Below are 15,504 nucleotides of genomic sequence, written 5' to 3'. Positions count from 1 at the left end.
GGTTCATAGGACGTTATGGCCGTCCGCGACCGAATTGTGCAGGAAGTCCATGAGGACGGCGGCGGTCTCGTCGGGGCACTCGTAGTGCGGCAGGTGTCCGACGCCGTCGAGCGGGTGCAGGTATGCGTGGGAGAAAACGGTGCGCAGGACCTCGTCAGGCGGCATCGGGGTGACGGGGTCCTTTCGCCCCCACACCACCAGCCGTCGGACCAGATCAGCCACCGGCTTCGGCAGGGCCGCCAAGGTCTTGGCCCCCGCCGTATGGTGCGCGCTGCCGTGTCCGGCGCCGAGAGGTAGCCCGCATGGGGGAGGCGGATCCTCCGTGCGGATGACGCAAGTCGTCACCGTCCGGACCACGATCGAGCCATGTCGATCACGCGTTCCCCGGACGACACAGCGCGTCCCGTCCTACGCCGGGCAGTCCGCCTCCACCTGAGCGCATGGCCTGGGTACGCCGCTGCGGGATGGGGTTTCTTGTTCGCAGTACCCAGTTTCGTGTGGGCGACGGGCAGTACCTTCGGCGCCCGGACGACGGTGTCGCCGTCGCTGGTGCAGCTCGCTCGCGACGGAGTGCCGTGGTTCGTGGCCGTCCTGGTGGTGACCGGCTTCCTGAAGCTCGTCGGAGCACTGCTCGGCATCGGCTTGACGCGAGCGCGGGGCGCGCGAATCAGCCGATTCATGGTGTTCTGCGGGGGTGGTTCGGCGATCCTGCTCACTTGGCATGGTGGCCTCTTCGTCGTCCACGGTGTGCTGGCCGAGGCCGGGGCCGTCTCTGTTGAGCCGGACCTGGCTGCGCTGACTAGTTGGTACCTCTACTTGTGGGGGCCGTGGTTCATCGTCGGTGGTCTGGCCTTCGCCGGGGCCACCGCGCTGTATGTCCGCCCACGCGGTGATCGGCGCGAGCTACGGCTCTACGGCGCTGTGGGCGCGCTCGGTGCCCTGATCCTGTCCGTGACCTCGGCGGCTACCGGGATCGGTTGAGAGCCGTCACGCAACTGCTGGTCACAGGCGAGATGATCTCGCGGTGGCTGGTGTGATCACAGCGTCGGAGAGCAGGTGCCCCCCGACTGGCGGCGCTGATCGCCTCGGGCGATGCGTCGCGAATCGCTCGCCGACAACCCAACCCCACATATGAGGAGTAGCCATGGTTGATCCCACGTCACATCCGCGGACTCCGGACCGCGTGCGCCACGTCGCGGTGCCGCCTGCCGCTCACGCACTCAGCACACTTGTGCGGATCGACTACGAGAACGCCGTGCTCGCCGACCTCGACCCGGCTCAGAACCGCACCGCCGAGCAATGGGCGCGAACGGTCCTGGAAGACGCAGCCTCTGACACGCGGCAGGCCCTCACCCAGGGCTGGACCGCACTCGGCCTGCAGCTCCGCCCGGCCCCGTCCGAGGGTTGCGTACTCGGCTGGCCGGTGCGGCACAGAACCCCGGACCTCGTGCTCCTCTCCGCCGGCCCCACCCGTGGACTGCACGGCGAGCTGCTCTTCCAACGTCGGCCCCACACGCTACTGTTGGCCGCTTTCATTCAGTTGGACGACGAAAGAGCACGTGCCTTGTGGGCGCCAGCCGAGAACCGGCACCCCCACGTCATGTACCAGGTTCTCGAACAGGCCGTATCCCGGGCCACAGCCTGACCACATCACGACAAGGCGCTCGCCGGCGAGACGCCGAAACGGCAGCGGACTGCCGCAGGTGCGGACCGGCTGCATTCACCGCCCGCCCGCAGGATGAGTGGGTGCACTTACCCGCCGCCACCCCGTCCCGGGCTGACCCGCACGACTAACCGGGCCATCCTGCCGCAGACGCAGACCCTGTGAACTGACGTCTTACGCGACCTGTTCCCATCTCTTGCTCACGCAGCTCGCTACAGCATCGTCTGGAGCGGTCTTGCCTGACGGGCATCAACGGGCCAGCCAACCTCTCCGGGAGCTCAGGGAAATGCCAGCAAGGCAGACCCTCGTGGTGGTCAGCGGACCACCGGGCACTGGAAAGACCACCCTCGCACGCAGCCTCGCCCTCGAACTCGGCTGCCCCGCGATCATCCGTGACGAGATCAAGCAGGGCCGGTGCGTCACCCCCAACACTGACCATCATCGAGCGCATGACCGAGCGCGCTCGCTCGGACAGGCATCGCGCCGCCCACGGCGACCGTCAGCTCCGTACCGACATCGCCGCCGGCGCCTACAGCCCCGAGGGGTTCGTCAACATCTCCCTCGACGTGCCCACCCTGCTCGTGGACACGTCTGACGGCTATCAGCCAGGGACAGCCGAGATCGCAGCATTCGTCCGGGCGCGCTGACCTCAAAGCGGGGGGTGCCCAGTTCAGATTCCCCGCTCGCGGCCACCTGATGGGGAGTCATCTGGCCGCAGATGTCACAACGTGTAGTCATCAACAGGGCGGTGGCTCAGCGTGACGCCCTCGCGTGGACCCAACCGTTGCCTCGGCCCGCGCCCTGGCCGAGGGTCTTCCCCGTTCGGGTGTTCCGCTGTCTGGTGACGTAACTTCGAGGATCTTGAAGCGTTCTCAGCTCATCCGATCGATCCGCGGTCCGGTCCAGAGCGAGGGGGCCTGGGTTCTCTCGGTTCCAGGGAGTTTTCATGAGTCACCGTCGCACGATGCTCGCTGTGGCAGGGTCCGCCATTCTGGCCGCCGGCACGACTGTCCTCCTGCCCGCGACCGCGCACGCGGCCGTCGCCTGCGATGAGTCGTCCCTGGTCACTGCGGTAAACGCGGCCAACTCCGCCGGCGGCGGAACAGTGACTCTCACCCCGGGATGCACATACACCCTCACCGCCAGCCACGGCGACGACGGAGTGAACGGCCCCACCGGACTCCCGATCATCACCACCCCGATCACCTTCGAGGGCAATGCCAACACCATCACCCGCGCAGCGGCGACCAACTTCCGCATCGCCCAGGTCAGCAAGACCGGCGGCATCACCCTCAAGGCCGTCACCCTCAGCGGCGGCCATACGGCCACAAACGGGGGCGGCATCCTCAACTTCGGCGCGGTGGAACTCACCGGAAGTAAGCTGTCGAACAACGCCGCCGACGGCGTCGGCGGCGCCATCTACAGCACCGGCGGCGCGGCAGCGGCGACGTTTACCAGCAGCGACGTCAAGAACAACACCGCCCACCAGGCCGCCGGTATCGCCAGCGTCAACGCGACCCTCACCCTCACCAGCAGCGTGGTCAGCGGCAACGCCGCAGGTATCAACCCCGGCGGCATCTACTACGTCGCCGGCACCGCAACGCTCAACACCTCCTCGGTGACCGCCAACACCCCGACCAACTGCACCGGCAGCCCCTCCCCTGTCCCGGGGTGCATCGGATAAGTGGCCGTCTCACCACGAAATTGACAATCAGGCTGGGCAGCCGACACCCGGCCCAGCCACCTCCCGTGCTGTGCGACGCGCCACAGGTTCCCCGACTCGCCGACAGCTCAATGCGGCGCCGAGCACGGGGTGGCCGATTTCCACCCTGGCTGCCCAAGCAGAGGAGGAGGCACTGACCTGGGCCGGAAGGCGCCGACCGACCAATCGGCCATGAGTCCACGACTGACACAGTCGAGCCGGAAGCGGTCACCCACGGTTACATTCGCAACTGGCCGTCCATGGGGAATTCCTGGTGGCCGCTGTCAGGGAGGCAGACAAGCGTTTGCGTGCATGCCCCTGACACGCCCGCAGGCGGGTCCGGCGGCCGGCGGTTCAGCCGTCGGTTCCCTGCACGGTGTCGGCGTAGCTGTTGAACACGTCGAGTTCATCCTGCTCGAAGCGGCGGATACCGCCCCGGATGGAGTCGTAGCCGGCCACCACGGAAGTCGCGGTGGCGTAGACATGCTCGTCGTCCTTGACCTCGAAGTGGAAGGTGAGGGAGACGCGCCTGACGTCGGTCACCCAGGCTTCGATGCGGACCGGGGTCTCCCAGGTCTCCAGCGGGTGCTGGTAGCGGATGGTCTGCTCGCGCAGCAGGAAGTTGCGGGCCAGGCGCTCGGCGGGGTCCTGGGGGACGAGCATGCTGAACATGCGCATGCGGGTCTCTTCCAGGAGGACGCCGTAACGGGAGCTGTTGAGGTGGCCGTTCGCGTCGAGGTCCGACCAGCGAACGGGGCAGTCGTAGATGTGTCGGGACACGGTGACTCCTGAGGTTGTGGGATCTGCCGCGCCTTCGAGGCGCCTGGCCGATACGAGGGCGGACTGGCACACCCGTCCGCCCGCTAGGCCCGGGGGCTGCGGGGAACAGCCGTCCGAATGCTATCTGTCGTCCGGACGGCCACGCCCCGCCCCCCAGGCCCCCCAGTTGCGCTTGCCTCCCAGGGCGTCGGTCTCGTCGTCGGAGGTCTCGGCCTCGACCCAGGTGATCACTACGAACCGGCAGTGCGGCATCGACGCCGGGTACAGGACGTGGGAGACGACTTCGATGGCCTCCCAGCCCAGGGCGGGGATGATCAGCGGTCGGCTTCCAGGTGGGCTTCGGTGCGCCAGATCCGCTCGACGTCCGGGCTCTGTCGAACCTCGGCGATCAGGTCGACGAGCTCGGCGTTGTCCTTGTGAGTGGCCTGAGCGAACTTCAGCAGCCGGATGTAGGCCGCGGCGTGCATCTCCCAACCGTGCTATTGGGTACGGGCCTGAGGGTTCGTCAGGGCCCAGCGCATGAGGTTGGCACGCGGCTCCATGACCCAGGGCCACCACTCGGCCATGGCCGCGTTGCAGGCGAGGATGTTCTGACAGTAACGCGGCGTGCGGCTACGGCTCCGCGTCGGCTCTTGCGGGTCATGAGTGCGGCTCTTGACCCTCACGTGACGTCAGGCTGCATAGTCGGTGCCGTGGAAGATCACTGGACCGTGGGGCGCGTGGCCGAGCTGGCCGGCGTGAGCGTCCGCACGCTGCATCACTATGACGAGATCGGGCTCGTGCGCCCGTCGGCGCGGACCGCGGGTAGGTACCGGGCCTACTCGGCGGGTGACGTCGAGCGGCTGAGGGAGGTGCTGGCCTACCGGCGGCTGGGCTTCGGGTTGCGGGAGGTTGCGGAACTGGTCGGCGACTCGTCCACCGACGCGGTCGCGCACCTGCGCCGACTGCGTGGCCTGCTGCTGGAGCGGCGTGATCGTGCTGACGCCATGATGGCGGCCATTGACAGGGAACTTGAGGCACGGGCGAGGGGACTGAAGGTGACACCAGAGGAGCAACTGGGGATGCTCGGTGCACGGCTGTACGACGCGATCGGCGGCGCTTACACCGCGACACGGCGCACCGAGCCGCGGATCGCAGCGCAGATCTTGGACGCGCTCGGGGACGCGCGGACGGTGCTGAATGTCGGGGCCGGCACCGGCTCCTACGAGCCGGCCGATCGCGAGGTGACTGCGGTGGAGCCGTCGGAGGTCATGCGGCGTCAGCGGCCTCCCGGCTCGGCGCCGTGCGTGGCCGCCGCCGCGGAGAGCCTGCCGTTCGAGGACCACTCCTTCGACGTCGCGATGGCCGTCTCCACCGTTCACCACTGGGGGGACCCGATAGCGGGGCTGCGCGAGATGCGGCGCGTGGCCCGCCGCGTGGTGGTGCTCACGTTCGACACCGACGAGCCCGGATGGCAGGACCGGTTCTGGCTTACCCGCGACTACCTGCCCGAGTTCGCCACCGTCCTCGCAGAATTTCCCTCACTTGCGGGGATGGCCGACGCGATCGGCGCCCGCGCCGAGCCGGTGCCCATCCCGTGGGACTGCACTGACGGCCTGTTCGAGGCGTACTGGCGCCGACCGGACGCGTATCTGGAGGATCACGTCCGCCGTGCGGTGTCGGTATGGACGAGGGTCGGACCGGACGCCGAGCAGCGGGCGGTGCGAAGCCTCCGCGACGACCTCGACTCCGGCCGGTGGGCCGAGCGCAACAGCGACCTCGCCCACCTCGACGCGGCAGACCTCGGCCTCCGCCTGCTCATAGCTTGAATGGGCACCGGTCCGGACTGACCCGGGTTACTCCTCCTCGTCACCGTCCTCGGACGCGTCTGGGACGCGGAAGGGACGCAGGCCCTTGGCCGGGGCCGCTGGCGGTGATGTTGAACAGGTAGCGGCCCAGGAAGTTGATGTGCCGGTCCTTGAGTGGGGAGAGCCGGGCGACATCCTCGTCCTTGAGGTCGTGGCCCTCGGCGCGGAGTTGAGCGACGGCGGCGTCCAGGTAGCGGGTGTTCCACAGCACCACGGCGTTGAGGACCAGGCCCAGGGCGGCGAGCTGGTCCTCCTGGCCCTCGCGGTACGCCTGGCGGATCTGGCCCCGGCCGCCGTGACAGATCGCGCGGGCCAGCCGGTGGCGGGACTCCTGCACGGTGAGCTGCCGGTTCATCAGCCGCCGGTAGGTGTCGTCCACCGGGTCGACCAGGCCGAGCAGGTGCATGGTCTTGTCGATCCGCCCGTACTCGGCGAATGCCGCCCCCAGCGGGGTCGGGTGCCCTCGCGGCCGAACATCCGCAGCAGGTCGTAGGCCCGTACCTGGTTGGTGATGAGCGACCCGGCGACCCGCAGCATGTCCGGCCAGTGCGTGGCGATCTTCTTCAGGTTGACCTTGTTGCAGGCCACGTCCTCCAGCGGTCCGTACCCGACCGACGGCTTTTCGCCGTCGGGCAGGTCGGCCCGCCAGAACCGCTGATCGGCGAGGTCACGGAAGCGCGGGGCGAAGCGGAAGCCGAGCATCTTGTACAGGCCGAACGCCATGTCGGAGTAGGAGGCGTTGTCGGTGGCCACCATCTCCGGCTTCACCCCGCCGTCCAGGTTCAGCAGGGTGTCCAGGGTGTAGAGGCTGTCGCGTGGGGTGCCGCGTACGACCATCGCGCCGATCCCGGCGACCTGGTCGTTGACGGCGTTGAGCCAGGTGACGCCGCGTTTGTAGCCGTAGTACTTGGGCGAGGGCCCGGTGTTGATGCTCTTGACCGGAACGACGAAGCGCAAGCCATCGACGGAGGCGAGCAGCCCGCCTCCCCACATTTGGGCAAGCTCGATGCGGGACTGTGCGCCGATCATTGCGGCGTTCGCCGCGGCGATGGTGTCGGCGCGCACGTGGTTCTGGTCGACGTGCGAGAGCCGCGAGCGGGTCAGCGCCTTGTTGTTCGGGTCGATGACCGGGGTCAGCCCGATGTTGCAGCTCTGGGAGACCAGCAGGGCAACCAGGGAGACGAGCAGCCCCTCCATGCGGGTACGCCGGTCGGAGACGTGCCCGAAGGAGTCGAGGAACCCGGTCCAGGAGTGAACCTCGAACAGTAGGTCCGGCAGGTCGATCCTGGGCAGCATCGCCTCCGTGGTGGCCTTCAGCCAGGTCAGCGACTCCGGCTCGCCCAGTGCGCCGAGCTTGTCCACGCTCGGCCGAGCACGTCCCCCGCCCTCGGGAACGACGATCTCCACTCGGACCGACAACCGGACCGAATCGGACGTGGACCGGACTGGTACGCCCCGGGACCATCCGGGCACGTGTGCACACCGGACGGTCGGACCGCCGGCCCGGACCGCGCCGCCTGTCCGAGGCCGAGGTCGTCGAGCTGGTCCTCCCGGACGTCCCCGCAGTCCTGGCGGCCGAGGGGAACGTGCAGATCACCAGGGCGCAGCTGCGGGGCATCATGCGCGCCCGCGGAATCCCGCTCGGCAATGAGCACATCGGTCCTGTCCTGACCGCGCTTCGGGCTGCCACCGCCTCCACCACATCCTCCGAAGGAGCCACCCGCTGATGAAGACGTGCGAGCGATTCACCGACTGAAGGCCGGATACGAACGCGACATCACGTTCCTGCGCAACCACGCCGCCCGTCACGCGGGCAGCACCGCCTCCAAGTCGAGCACGCGGCACGCCCTGGCGGTGAAGCAGAACATGGCCAAGGCGCTGACCCGCCATTTCACGCGCTGCCCCCTGTGCGGGTGAGCTGCGCCCCTGCCCGTACGGCGGCCCGGACCAGCCCCCGGGCCGCCGTCGTCTTGGCCAAGCCCGCCCCAGGAGTGGCGGGAGCGGACCGGAGCCAGGGGGCACCGGTCCACGAGGCAGCGACCGAGGGCGGATCGCAGCCGGAGGGGAAGCCCGTACCGCGACGCAAACGCCGCGTCACGAAGAACGCCTCCCGCGGGCGCTTGCCGAAGACCGCCGCCGAGAAGCGCAGCTACGTGTGCAGCGTCCGCCTCAACGACGACGAGAAGCACCACCTCGCCACAGCCGCCGCAGCAGCCCGCACGAGCCTGCCCGCGTTCCTCGCCCGCAGCGCTCTCGCCGCCGCCCGCGACCCCGAGCATGCCGCCGGCGCCATCGCCGGCGAACGTGAGCTGATCTACGAGATGTTCGCCGCCCGCCGACACCTCGGCCACGTCAGTTCGAGCAGAATCTCCGCACGGGCGAGATGAGCCCGGTGACGCGGCGGGTCGTCGCGGGGCTGGGCATCGTCGGCGGCGTGGCGACCGGAGTGGTCGCGGCGGTGGCCGGGCTGTTCGTCGTGCTGGCCGCGGTGCGGTTCGATCCCGGCGAAGCCAAGGGCATGGACGAGACGCTGCGTTCGTTCGCCGCCACACCCGCCGGGCCCGTTCTGCTGATCGCCGCGGCGGTGGGCCTCCTGCTGTTCGGCCTCTACTCGTTCTGCGAAGCCCGGAGTCGGTCGGTGGCGGCCTGGACCCGGTCGGTGGCCCGGCGGACGGCGGTCAGCACCGCGTCGAGGTGGGCGTCCGCCGGGCGGTCGCCGGAGTTGATGGCGAGGGTCAGCTGGTTGAGGTTGTTGCCGTTCCGCATCAGGCTCCGGACCACGATCACCACGCCGACGATGACCAGGACGGCTCCGACCACACCGACGATGACCCGCCCGAAGGGCCAGGTCAGCACCCTCGCGGTGTAGTCCTTCGAGGTCTCATCGCCGGGACGGCCTCCGGCGGACCCGCCGACCGGCGCGGTCTGCACCACGCCGATACAGATCACGGTGTAGAAGACCGCCAGCCCCAAAGAGCCCAGGCGGCGGGTCCACTTGTCACCGCCCGTCACCGCGCCCGTCCGAATGCGGCCTCGGACAGGCGCCACAGCGCCATAGCCGCCAGCCCCACGACCAGCGCCCACAGCAGCGCCCGGCCGAACGGCTGCTCGCCGATGGTCCGCACCGCACCGGACCGGTCGGCCTCCTTGCCGCTGTCGCCGCCGAACCCCATCTGCACGGCCAGCAGCCCCACCAGTACGTAGATCACCCCCCGCGCGGAGAGTCCGACCCTGGACAGGACCTCCATGGCACGGCTGTTGGACACACGCCGCCCCTGGGACCTGGCGTGGGAGACATTGCCTTTCCTTATGGCCATACGTGGCACCTCCGGGGCCTTGCCGTGACGCCGACAGGGCGGGCGCAGTGGTCAGTGCTTGAATATGTCCTTGATCTTCGCCCCGGCCTGCTTGGCGTTGCCCTTGGCCTGGTCAGCACGGCCTTCGGCCCGCAGGTGCCAGCTGCCGGTGACACGGCCGACGGTCTTCTTGGCGCCGCCCTTGACCGCCTCGGCCTTGTGCGCGATCTTCTTGCCGATACTCATGGGGTGCCTGCCTTAAGTCGTGCGCCGGTATGTGGCGGCCTACCGGGGATCCGATCGGTGCCTGAACGGGTTGAGCCCCCTCCGGCGCTCTCCGCCCGGGTTGGACTCTCGCCCAACCGTCGCCTCTGGGCGGGCGATGCCACGTTGGTCTACGACGTCGGCGCGGTCGTCGCCGGCGGTGGCTGCTCCCCGGCGCGACTTGTCGACTTCGGGGCCGGTTTCGTGGCCGCGATGAGAGTTACGGCGGGCACCGGCCAGGAGGAGGCTCAGCCCGAGCAGGGCCACGGCCCCGACGACGATGCCGTAGAGGAAGAGGGTGCCGGTGGATCCGGTGACCTCGTGGCCGAATACGGAGAATCCGCCGGTCAGCTCGTGGGCGCTGCCGTCGTTGGTCACGACGCCTGCCACACCGACGACCAGAGCGGCGATCAGGAGGACGAGTCCGAGGATGACGAGCATGGCGCGCTCCAGAGGTGTCTCTCCACGGTAGGACTGTCCTGCCCGGGAAGCCACCAGCAGAGGGCAGATCCAGACTGGGAACAGGGGCTTTGCGTCATCCCGTGAGATCGGCGCACATCATGATCGTCCTCGGCATCATCCTGTGGATCCTAGGATCCGTCGGACACAATGTCGGCGGACGACGGCACTACTGGTAGCCACCCCTGACCCCGTGCGGGGAACGACCCCCGTTTCCGCACGACCCCCGCCGCCGAGGACGCATACAGCACGGCCGCCACGACCAGCCTGCCGCGCCTGGGGCACTCGCAACCGCGAACCGAGGCATCACACCATGGCCCTCTTCTACCTCCTGCTGATCGCCGCGATCGTGCTGATCATCATCGGCGCGACCGTCGACGGCATGCTGTACCGCTCTCCGCCGGCGTGCTCCTGCTCATCGTCGACGTCCTCTACCTCGCCGTGAGATCGGTACTACGGCGCCGTCGCCCGGCCCACTGACCCGCCCACCACTGTTTCCGCCACCGCTGCCCCGACCTCGGTCGTTGTCCGGCACGCTGACCGCCACCAGTCGACAGCCCCGACCAGGCCCCGAATCCTGGACCAGCGCCTGGCCCTGCGCCAATACCGATCCTTCTTCGCCTGCTCAGCGCCTGACCACCGGCCCAGACCGCGGCGACTACCGGCCGGCCGCTGTGAGCGCTGGACGCAAAACACCGGCCGGCATCTGCCTCACGCAGAAAGGATCGCGCGGGCAGCCACCGGCCGGTACATGTGCAGGGCCGTCATATGGGGTTCGATGTCCCCGCTGCCCCGCTCGCTCTCCTTCTTGCTCTGGTCCAAGATCCGGCGGGCCTTGTCCTTCAGCCGCCGGCGTTCCGCCGGGCCGGTGGCACGCGCCGCGGCCTGCTCGATCTTCTCCGCCTGGTCACGCATCTGCTGTGCACGGCTCCCGGACTCGCCTGCAACACTCGTGATCACTCCTGGGACCTGGGGAGAGCGGATGCCACCACCGAAACAGCACCCCCGCCCCCGCATGCCGCACGGTCACCCACCGCTATCCCCGCAGCACAGGCCGGGTACAAAAGGTCACCCAGCGTTCTCAGCGGAGGTGGCGGCGTCCGGAGCGGCGCCCGTGCATGCCCAGGTACACCAGGGCCGCCACGAAGACCAGGATGCCGATGACCAGCAGGTAGAGCATGCCTTCGGCGACAGCGCCGATGATGCCCAGCACCATCGCCACGATGACCAGGATCAAGAAGGCCTTCACGACGTGGACACCTCCTCGGGCGAGTGAGGGCTCAGCGGCGGGCGAGCTGCCGCTCGCCGCCCGCACCGGGCCGGTAGGTGAGGCCGTAGTGCTGGAAGATGGCTGCCTCTTCCTCGGGCAGGACGTCGTCCATGCCGAAGGATCGTCCAGCTGATCCCCGACCGCTGTCTCCAGCGCCGCGACCAGCGCGTCCTCGGCAGTCTCCAGCACCTGCTGGGCCTGGGAGAGCAGCCCGTACCAGTGGACCGCCTGGGTGGCACCGGGATGAGTCTGAGGGGCGGCGGGCACGGCCAGGGTCAGCTCGCTCAGGCCGAGGCCGAACTGGGCCTCGATCCGGGCGGCGAAAAGGCCGAGCACGTCGCCGTCGAAGACGTCGGGGATGTCGGACACGAAGAGGGCTCCTGAAAGAAGGGAACGTACGGGCGGGTCAGTTCAGGCGAGGGCCGTGGTCGAGGGGAGGTCACCGTCGTCGACCCAGCCCGTGATGCCCGAGGCGGTGGTGACGTGCAGCCAGGCGCCGTCGGTGACTGAAGGCGTGAACGGCTCCCCACGCCGCAGCACACCCACGGCCGTGGAGATATCTGCGGCACGGGCGTCGCCGAGGCTATGCGGGCCGGGCTGCGGCGTGCGGTCGGAGCCGGCGGCGGCAACGCCGGGGCCTCCTCGTCCGACCACGCCTCCCACCAATCGACCGCGGCGTCGTATGTCTCGAACACACCTTTCTGTATGGCTACTGATCCGTAGCAGCGTGCTGCTGTCGAATCAGGCCTGGTCGGATGGAGGAGATGGCCGATGGGATTTCGCGACAGGTGTCGTGCCCGCGTGTGGATTTCCACCACTCGGCCTTTGTTGATGGCCGGGCGATGCGCTCGCGGGGGAGGACGCTGGGTACGGCCGAGCGCACGTACTCGGCTATGTGGGTGGTCATGTCCATTGCAGGAACGATCAAGCCCTGTGTCAGGTCCGTTCGCGCCGCCTTCGTGTGGAACGTTGGTGGGCACGAGCCCCGCCGGAAAGGCTGGCGGGAGCTGAAGAACGGAGCGAGCCATGAGCACCAATCTGCCCCCTGGCGTAGTCCAGATCCTCCCTGAGGGTGCGCCGTGTCCGCCCAAGACCCTGGGCCTGTATCGGGACTACAACTGCCAGGGCCCGGGGTACGGGATCGGAGCCGGCTTCAACGTGGAGCTCAGCCAGTTGCCGCTTCCTGGCGGCCGCAGCATGTCCAAGAACGTCTCATCATGGGTGAACCTCACGGACAGCGACGCGAAGCTGATCGGCAAGGGTGAGCGCATCCTGAAGGCCGGCGAGAAGCTCGAGGAGCCGGCGGGCTACAACGACACGGTGGAACGAGTCGCCTGGGTGTAGTAGGGGCGGCCAGCCCGCGCGGGGCGAGCGTGAGACATTGCGCTCGCTTCGCGCCTGGTTCAGCCACGCCCTTTCGAGGTGTTGAGGCTGGCGGGCTCTGGCGCTGATCTTGTGACGTAGTCGGTGTCAGGGCGCAACGCCGCTCCGGTGGCGTGGCCCAGCAGGTGAGCAGACCTGCGGCAAGGTCGGGCCATGCCAGGAACCATCGAAAGAGCCGAGGCGGCCGGCCGTGTCACTCCTCCTCATACGGGAAGCGGGCGAATGGCGCTTCCTCGGCGAAGAAGGTCTTGGCGCGAATTGCGGCTCGCTTATCGTCGAGTACTTGCCCCGGCCGGGAGCCGTTGCCGAGCAGCACGCCGCCGAAGCGCATCCCCATGTATGCGGCAGTGTGGTGCAGGGTGAGCACCAGCGGTTCTGCGACGATCTCCTCTCGATGCGCCATCGCCGTCACGCCCCACAGCGTGCGACCCGCCATCTTCGTCCTGAAACCCGGGTCCGGGGTGCTCAGCCACTTCGACCAGTAGTCGAAGTAGCGCTTGGCGTAAGAAGACAGCGAGTACCAGTACAGCGGCGACGCGATCACGATGTCGGTGGCGGTGAGCGTTGCCTGCCGCAGCAGTTCCTCGTTCTCCTGCTCCGGCCATGGCGCGTCGGCGTGCCGCGCGTCGACGTAGTCGGGCAGCGGCAGTTGTGCCAGGTCCAGCCACCGCTGTTCGGTGTCGCTCGGGAGCTGTTCCGCTGCGGTCCGAGCCAGCTGCTCGGTGTTGCCGTCCGGTCTGGCGCTGGCCAGGAGAAAGAGGAACGAACGGGTCACGTGAGGCTCCAGTTGTCGCTGTCGAATGTGCCACGTCCAACCCCGCCCGACCCCGCGGTATTTCCGGGCGCGGTCAGCGCGTTCATGGCTTCAGTCGCCGCCTCCGAAGCCGGCGGTGACGGTGTCGATGTCGCGGCTCAGTCGGGTGATCAGGGAGTGCAGGGCGGAGCGTGGTCTGCTGGCCGCTGCGGTGCACTGCCGCTACCTCGGCGATTGGGTGGCGACCGAGCACCGGTGGAGCCTGGCCGTCGACCCCGCCGAACGCGAGGCACTCCTGCGGTACGCGGCCGACTGCCCCGACTCCCGCATCCTCTCCCCCCTCGGCCGACTGACCAGCAGCACAGGCAAGACGTACGAGTTCGAAGCGTGCGGCTCCGGGACCCGCAAGACGTTCTCGGTGACCTACGACAGCATCAACAGCGCCCAGGTCACCCTCCGGCTGCGCTGACCCCGCCGCCATAGCGCAGGGCGCCGGGCACGGTCTTGACGACCGCCGCTCCTTCAGCGGCGGTCGTCAAGACCGGTACGGGCTCCAGCGTCCGAGCCGGGCGAGTTCGCGGCGGGCGGCGGCCTCGGTCAGGCCCAGCGCGGTCGCAGCTTGCGCCGGGGTGGCGTCGTGCTGGGCGGAGCGGGCGACCCAGTACCCCGCCGCGCGGGCGGCGGCCTCCAGCCGGCGGACCGCACGGACCGCGGCGAGGGGCGAGTCGTCGCCGAGCTTGCCGATCTCGGCTTGCAGTTGCTCAAGGAGGTGGGTGACGGACTCGGGGAGCGGGATCGTGGCCGCTTCGACGGCGGTCGTGTGCTCGTCCCACTCCTGGCAGCACGCGTCCGCCTGTTCGTCGGCGGCGTCCTCCAGATCCTGCCTGCCGATCGCGTCCCAGTCCAAGGGGTGTTCGGGGCCGCTCCATCCGCACGAGCAGGTTCCGCGGAGCGCGGCCGCGCGCGGGATGTGCGTGAAGCGGCCGTCGTAGACGGACCAGTGAGATGTCTGGTGGACATCGGGGCCCGAACCGGTGTCGAAGAGCGCGGGCGCGGGGACGGTCCCGTCGGCCAGGAGGACCCCGACCCAGCCCTCGTGGGAGGTCCCGAACTCCTCGGTCGTCCACGTCCCCCTGTCGCCGGCCATAACGCCCCTTCACCGCCTGGCAGGGCCCGCCCGGCCGCGGGCCCGTCTGCCACGACCTTCGCGCACCGGCGTCCTCTGGTCAGGCGAACGGGGGAAATCCGTCCCGAAGGCTGACCACGAAGGAAGGGCCGGCTCGCGCTTCGCGTCCGTGCGCGCGGGCACCGCCCACGGATCGGCGTCGCCTGCCGGCGGCACGACGGCGGGAACAACACTGGTGGCCGGGGCCGGAGCGGCGCCCGCAGCCGCCCCGGAGCGGGCGCCGGAGCCGTCCCTGGAGCGCGGACGGGAATGGGGGCGGAAGTGGGGGCGGGGATCTGAGGGTCGGCTGGCCGCGCGGCTGGGGCGTGCGCCGGGGCGGCGGCCGGGGCAGGCGCGGAGGCCTTGGCGACGGGCGTCTTGGCGGTGGGGCGGGTGTGTGGGCGGTGGGGCGGGTGTGTGGGCGGTGGCCGCGATGACAGGTGTCAGCAAGGTCAGAGGGCACGCGCGGGCTCCGGCGGCAGGAGACAAATGTGCCGCCGCTCGAAGGGTCGTGCCCACCCTCGTGGTACGTCCCCGGTCCGCACAGGAACCTGAGCCCGACCCCCATGGCAGCACTATGGCCCAGGGAGGCCGATCTGCTGCTGACCAACCCCGACGTTCCGTCCACGCGCCGTCGCGCGGGACCATGAACAGCGGACGCGATCGGAGGGCCTCTCCGACCGGTTGCGCGCGCATGACGATCCCGGGATCATCCGGTGCCGCGTAACCTCGGCTGTGATGCGGAACTGCACGTCATTCGCCTCGGCGTACGCGATTGCGTCGCTCTCCGGTTCCGCCATGTCCCTCCCGACCAGGGGGAGTCCGTCGTAGGTGACCTGGGGGCCGTGCACGGCGTCGGCAGCGATGCAGAACAGTCCCACGGCATGGCTCACATATGCCGTGATCGCAGGCGGTGAAGGA

The 15,504-nt window shown here is 69.2% G+C and carries 23 protein-coding genes and 4 pseudogenes; 14 read left to right on the top strand and 13 right to left on the bottom strand.

Annotated features, from left to right (window positions below):
* Nucleotides 1-3 precede the first annotated feature (3 nt).
* Nucleotides 4-165, bottom strand: a complete 162-nt coding sequence (locus B4U46_RS37725; protein ID WP_159402144.1) for an alpha/beta fold hydrolase — start codon at nucleotides 163-165, stop codon at nucleotides 4-6.
* A 309-nt stretch (nucleotides 166-474) separates the two neighbouring features.
* On the opposite strand from B4U46_RS37725, the gene B4U46_RS33715 reads away from it, so the two are divergent.
* From B4U46_RS33715 to B4U46_RS33700, 5 genes and pseudogenes are all read left to right on the top strand, one after another.
* On the top strand, nucleotides 475-981 hold the full coding sequence (locus B4U46_RS33715; protein WP_237293234.1) for a DUF3995 domain-containing protein: 507 nt from the start codon (nucleotides 475-477) through the stop codon (nucleotides 979-981).
* Nucleotides 982-1,144: 163 nt separating this feature from the next.
* Nucleotides 1,145-1,645 (top strand): hypothetical protein, encoded by a 501-nt coding sequence (locus B4U46_RS33710; protein ID WP_123995178.1) that lies wholly within the window; start codon nucleotides 1,145-1,147, stop codon nucleotides 1,643-1,645.
* A gap of 304 nt (nucleotides 1,646-1,949) precedes the next feature.
* Nucleotides 1,950-2,102, top strand: a pseudogene (locus B4U46_RS39600) (AAA family ATPase); the annotation flags it as partial.
* Between the two features lie 10 nt (nucleotides 2,103-2,112).
* Nucleotides 2,113-2,310, top strand: a complete 198-nt coding sequence (locus tag B4U46_RS39595) for a hypothetical protein (protein ID WP_237293411.1) — start codon at nucleotides 2,113-2,115, stop codon at nucleotides 2,308-2,310.
* Nucleotides 2,311-2,627: 317 nt separating this feature from the next.
* On the top strand, nucleotides 2,628-3,347 hold the full coding sequence (locus tag B4U46_RS33700; protein ID WP_079431367.1) for a hypothetical protein: 720 nt from the start codon (nucleotides 2,628-2,630) through the stop codon (nucleotides 3,345-3,347).
* 372 nt (nucleotides 3,348-3,719) lie between these two features.
* Here B4U46_RS33700 and B4U46_RS33695 read toward each other — a convergent pair whose 3' ends face one another.
* Both B4U46_RS33695 and B4U46_RS37720 read right to left on the bottom strand, forming a co-directional pair.
* Complete coding sequence (locus B4U46_RS33695) at nucleotides 3,720-4,145, bottom strand: acyl-CoA thioesterase (protein ID WP_159036665.1); 426 nt, start codon at nucleotides 4,143-4,145, stop codon at nucleotides 3,720-3,722.
* 314 nt (nucleotides 4,146-4,459) lie between these two features.
* Nucleotides 4,460-4,612, bottom strand: coding sequence for a hypothetical protein (locus tag B4U46_RS37720; RefSeq protein WP_159036666.1), 153 nt, complete (start codon nucleotides 4,610-4,612; stop codon nucleotides 4,460-4,462).
* Between the two features lie 243 nt (nucleotides 4,613-4,855).
* On the opposite strand from B4U46_RS37720, the gene B4U46_RS33690 reads away from it, so the two are divergent.
* On the top strand, nucleotides 4,856-5,953 hold the full coding sequence (locus B4U46_RS33690; RefSeq protein ID WP_079431365.1) for a MerR family transcriptional regulator: 1,098 nt from the start codon (nucleotides 4,856-4,858) through the stop codon (nucleotides 5,951-5,953).
* A 40-nt stretch (nucleotides 5,954-5,993) separates the two neighbouring features.
* On the opposite strand, the pseudogene B4U46_RS33685 reads toward B4U46_RS33690, so the two are convergent.
* A pseudogene (locus B4U46_RS33685) lies at nucleotides 5,994-7,507 on the bottom strand (transposase); the annotation flags it as partial.
* Here B4U46_RS33685 and B4U46_RS33680 point away from each other — a divergent pair.
* From B4U46_RS33680 to B4U46_RS33670, 4 genes and pseudogenes are all read left to right on the top strand, one after another.
* The gene (locus tag B4U46_RS33680; RefSeq protein ID WP_079431364.1) at nucleotides 7,468-7,719 is read left to right on the top strand and encodes a hypothetical protein; all 252 of its coding nucleotides are present in this window, start codon (nucleotides 7,468-7,470) and stop codon (nucleotides 7,717-7,719) included. The pseudogene B4U46_RS33685 and the gene B4U46_RS33680 sit on opposite strands and share 40 nt — an antisense overlap.
* A 7-nt stretch (nucleotides 7,720-7,726) precedes the next feature.
* Nucleotides 7,727-7,909, top strand: a complete 183-nt coding sequence (locus B4U46_RS33675) for a hypothetical protein (protein ID WP_237293233.1) — start codon at nucleotides 7,727-7,729, stop codon at nucleotides 7,907-7,909.
* Nucleotides 7,910-8,112: 203 nt separating this feature from the next.
* Nucleotides 8,113-8,379: a hypothetical protein gene (locus tag B4U46_RS36950; protein WP_100862055.1), complete on the top strand. Its 267-nt coding sequence runs from the start codon at nucleotides 8,113-8,115 to the stop codon at nucleotides 8,377-8,379.
* Nucleotides 8,376-8,567 (top strand): annotated as a pseudogene (locus B4U46_RS33670) (DUF1206 domain-containing protein); the annotation flags it as partial. The gene B4U46_RS36950 and the pseudogene B4U46_RS33670, both read left to right, overlap by 4 nt.
* Before the next feature lie 32 nt (nucleotides 8,568-8,599).
* On the opposite strand, the gene B4U46_RS33665 reads toward B4U46_RS33670, so the two are convergent.
* From B4U46_RS33665 to B4U46_RS33650, 4 genes are all read right to left on the bottom strand, one after another.
* The gene (locus B4U46_RS33665; RefSeq protein ID WP_159402143.1) at nucleotides 8,600-9,004 is read right to left on the bottom strand and encodes a DUF1206 domain-containing protein; all 405 of its coding nucleotides are present in this window, start codon (nucleotides 9,002-9,004) and stop codon (nucleotides 8,600-8,602) included.
* Nucleotides 9,001-9,258 carry a DUF1206 domain-containing protein gene (locus B4U46_RS33660; protein WP_159036669.1) on the bottom strand — a complete coding sequence of 86 codons (258 nt, stop codon included), beginning with the start codon at nucleotides 9,256-9,258 and terminating at the stop codon, nucleotides 9,001-9,003. Before B4U46_RS33660 ends, B4U46_RS33665 begins: the two co-directional genes overlap by 4 nt.
* A gap of 102 nt (nucleotides 9,259-9,360) precedes the next feature.
* Nucleotides 9,361-9,534, bottom strand: coding sequence for a CsbD family protein (locus B4U46_RS33655; RefSeq protein WP_079431361.1), 174 nt, complete (start codon nucleotides 9,532-9,534; stop codon nucleotides 9,361-9,363).
* 39 nt (nucleotides 9,535-9,573) lie between these two features.
* Nucleotides 9,574-9,993, bottom strand: coding sequence for a hypothetical protein (locus B4U46_RS33650; protein ID WP_079431360.1), 420 nt, complete (start codon nucleotides 9,991-9,993; stop codon nucleotides 9,574-9,576).
* A gap of 119 nt (nucleotides 9,994-10,112) precedes the next feature.
* On the opposite strand from B4U46_RS33650, the gene B4U46_RS39590 reads away from it, so the two are divergent.
* Nucleotides 10,113-10,190, top strand: a complete 78-nt coding sequence (locus tag B4U46_RS39590) for a DUF6131 family protein (RefSeq protein WP_221265259.1) — start codon at nucleotides 10,113-10,115, stop codon at nucleotides 10,188-10,190.
* 134 nt (nucleotides 10,191-10,324) lie between these two features.
* On the top strand, nucleotides 10,325-10,456 hold the full coding sequence (locus B4U46_RS39970) for a hypothetical protein (protein WP_257790376.1): 132 nt from the start codon (nucleotides 10,325-10,327) through the stop codon (nucleotides 10,454-10,456).
* Nucleotides 10,457-10,722: 266 nt separating this feature from the next.
* Here B4U46_RS39970 and B4U46_RS33640 read toward each other — a convergent pair whose 3' ends face one another.
* The 3 genes and pseudogenes from B4U46_RS33640 to B4U46_RS37715 all read right to left on the bottom strand — a co-directional run bounded on the left by B4U46_RS33640 (nucleotide 10,723) and on the right by B4U46_RS37715 (nucleotide 11,935).
* Entirely contained in the window at nucleotides 10,723-10,971 is a 249-nt protein-coding gene (locus B4U46_RS33640) for a DUF6381 family protein (RefSeq protein ID WP_257790375.1), read from the bottom strand.
* Between the two features lie 320 nt (nucleotides 10,972-11,291).
* Nucleotides 11,292-11,402, bottom strand: a pseudogene (locus tag B4U46_RS39585) (PRC-barrel domain containing protein); the annotation flags it as partial.
* 290 nt (nucleotides 11,403-11,692) lie between these two features.
* The gene (locus tag B4U46_RS37715; protein ID WP_123995181.1) at nucleotides 11,693-11,935 is read right to left on the bottom strand and encodes an SH3 domain-containing protein; all 243 of its coding nucleotides are present in this window, start codon (nucleotides 11,933-11,935) and stop codon (nucleotides 11,693-11,695) included.
* A gap of 372 nt (nucleotides 11,936-12,307) precedes the next feature.
* Here B4U46_RS37715 and B4U46_RS37710 point away from each other — a divergent pair, with 372 nt between their 5' ends.
* The gene (locus B4U46_RS37710) at nucleotides 12,308-12,625 is read left to right on the top strand and encodes a hypothetical protein (RefSeq protein ID WP_123995182.1); all 318 of its coding nucleotides are present in this window, start codon (nucleotides 12,308-12,310) and stop codon (nucleotides 12,623-12,625) included.
* A 232-nt stretch (nucleotides 12,626-12,857) separates the two neighbouring features.
* On the opposite strand, the gene B4U46_RS33630 is transcribed toward B4U46_RS37710, so the two are convergent.
* Nucleotides 12,858-13,439, bottom strand: a complete 582-nt coding sequence (locus B4U46_RS33630) for a flavodoxin family protein (protein ID WP_079431357.1) — start codon at nucleotides 13,437-13,439, stop codon at nucleotides 12,858-12,860.
* A 127-nt stretch (nucleotides 13,440-13,566) separates the two neighbouring features.
* On the opposite strand from B4U46_RS33630, the gene B4U46_RS38445 reads away from it, so the two are divergent.
* Nucleotides 13,567-13,887, top strand: coding sequence for a hypothetical protein (locus tag B4U46_RS38445; protein ID WP_185117133.1), 321 nt, complete (start codon nucleotides 13,567-13,569; stop codon nucleotides 13,885-13,887).
* A 66-nt stretch (nucleotides 13,888-13,953) separates the two neighbouring features.
* Here the strand turns inward: B4U46_RS38445 and B4U46_RS33620 are convergent, their stop codons facing one another.
* Nucleotides 13,954-14,565, bottom strand: a complete 612-nt coding sequence (locus tag B4U46_RS33620) for a hypothetical protein (RefSeq protein ID WP_079431356.1) — start codon at nucleotides 14,563-14,565, stop codon at nucleotides 13,954-13,956.
* Nucleotides 14,566-15,504: the final 939 nt, after the last annotated feature.

Origin of the sequence: Streptomyces katrae, assembly GCF_002028425.1 — a bacterium.
Taxonomy (GTDB): Bacteria; Actinomycetota; Actinomycetes; order Streptomycetales; family Streptomycetaceae; genus Streptomyces; species Streptomyces katrae_A.
Note: the sequence above shows the minus strand (reverse complement) of the source record. Positions and strands in the feature narration are given on the sequence as shown.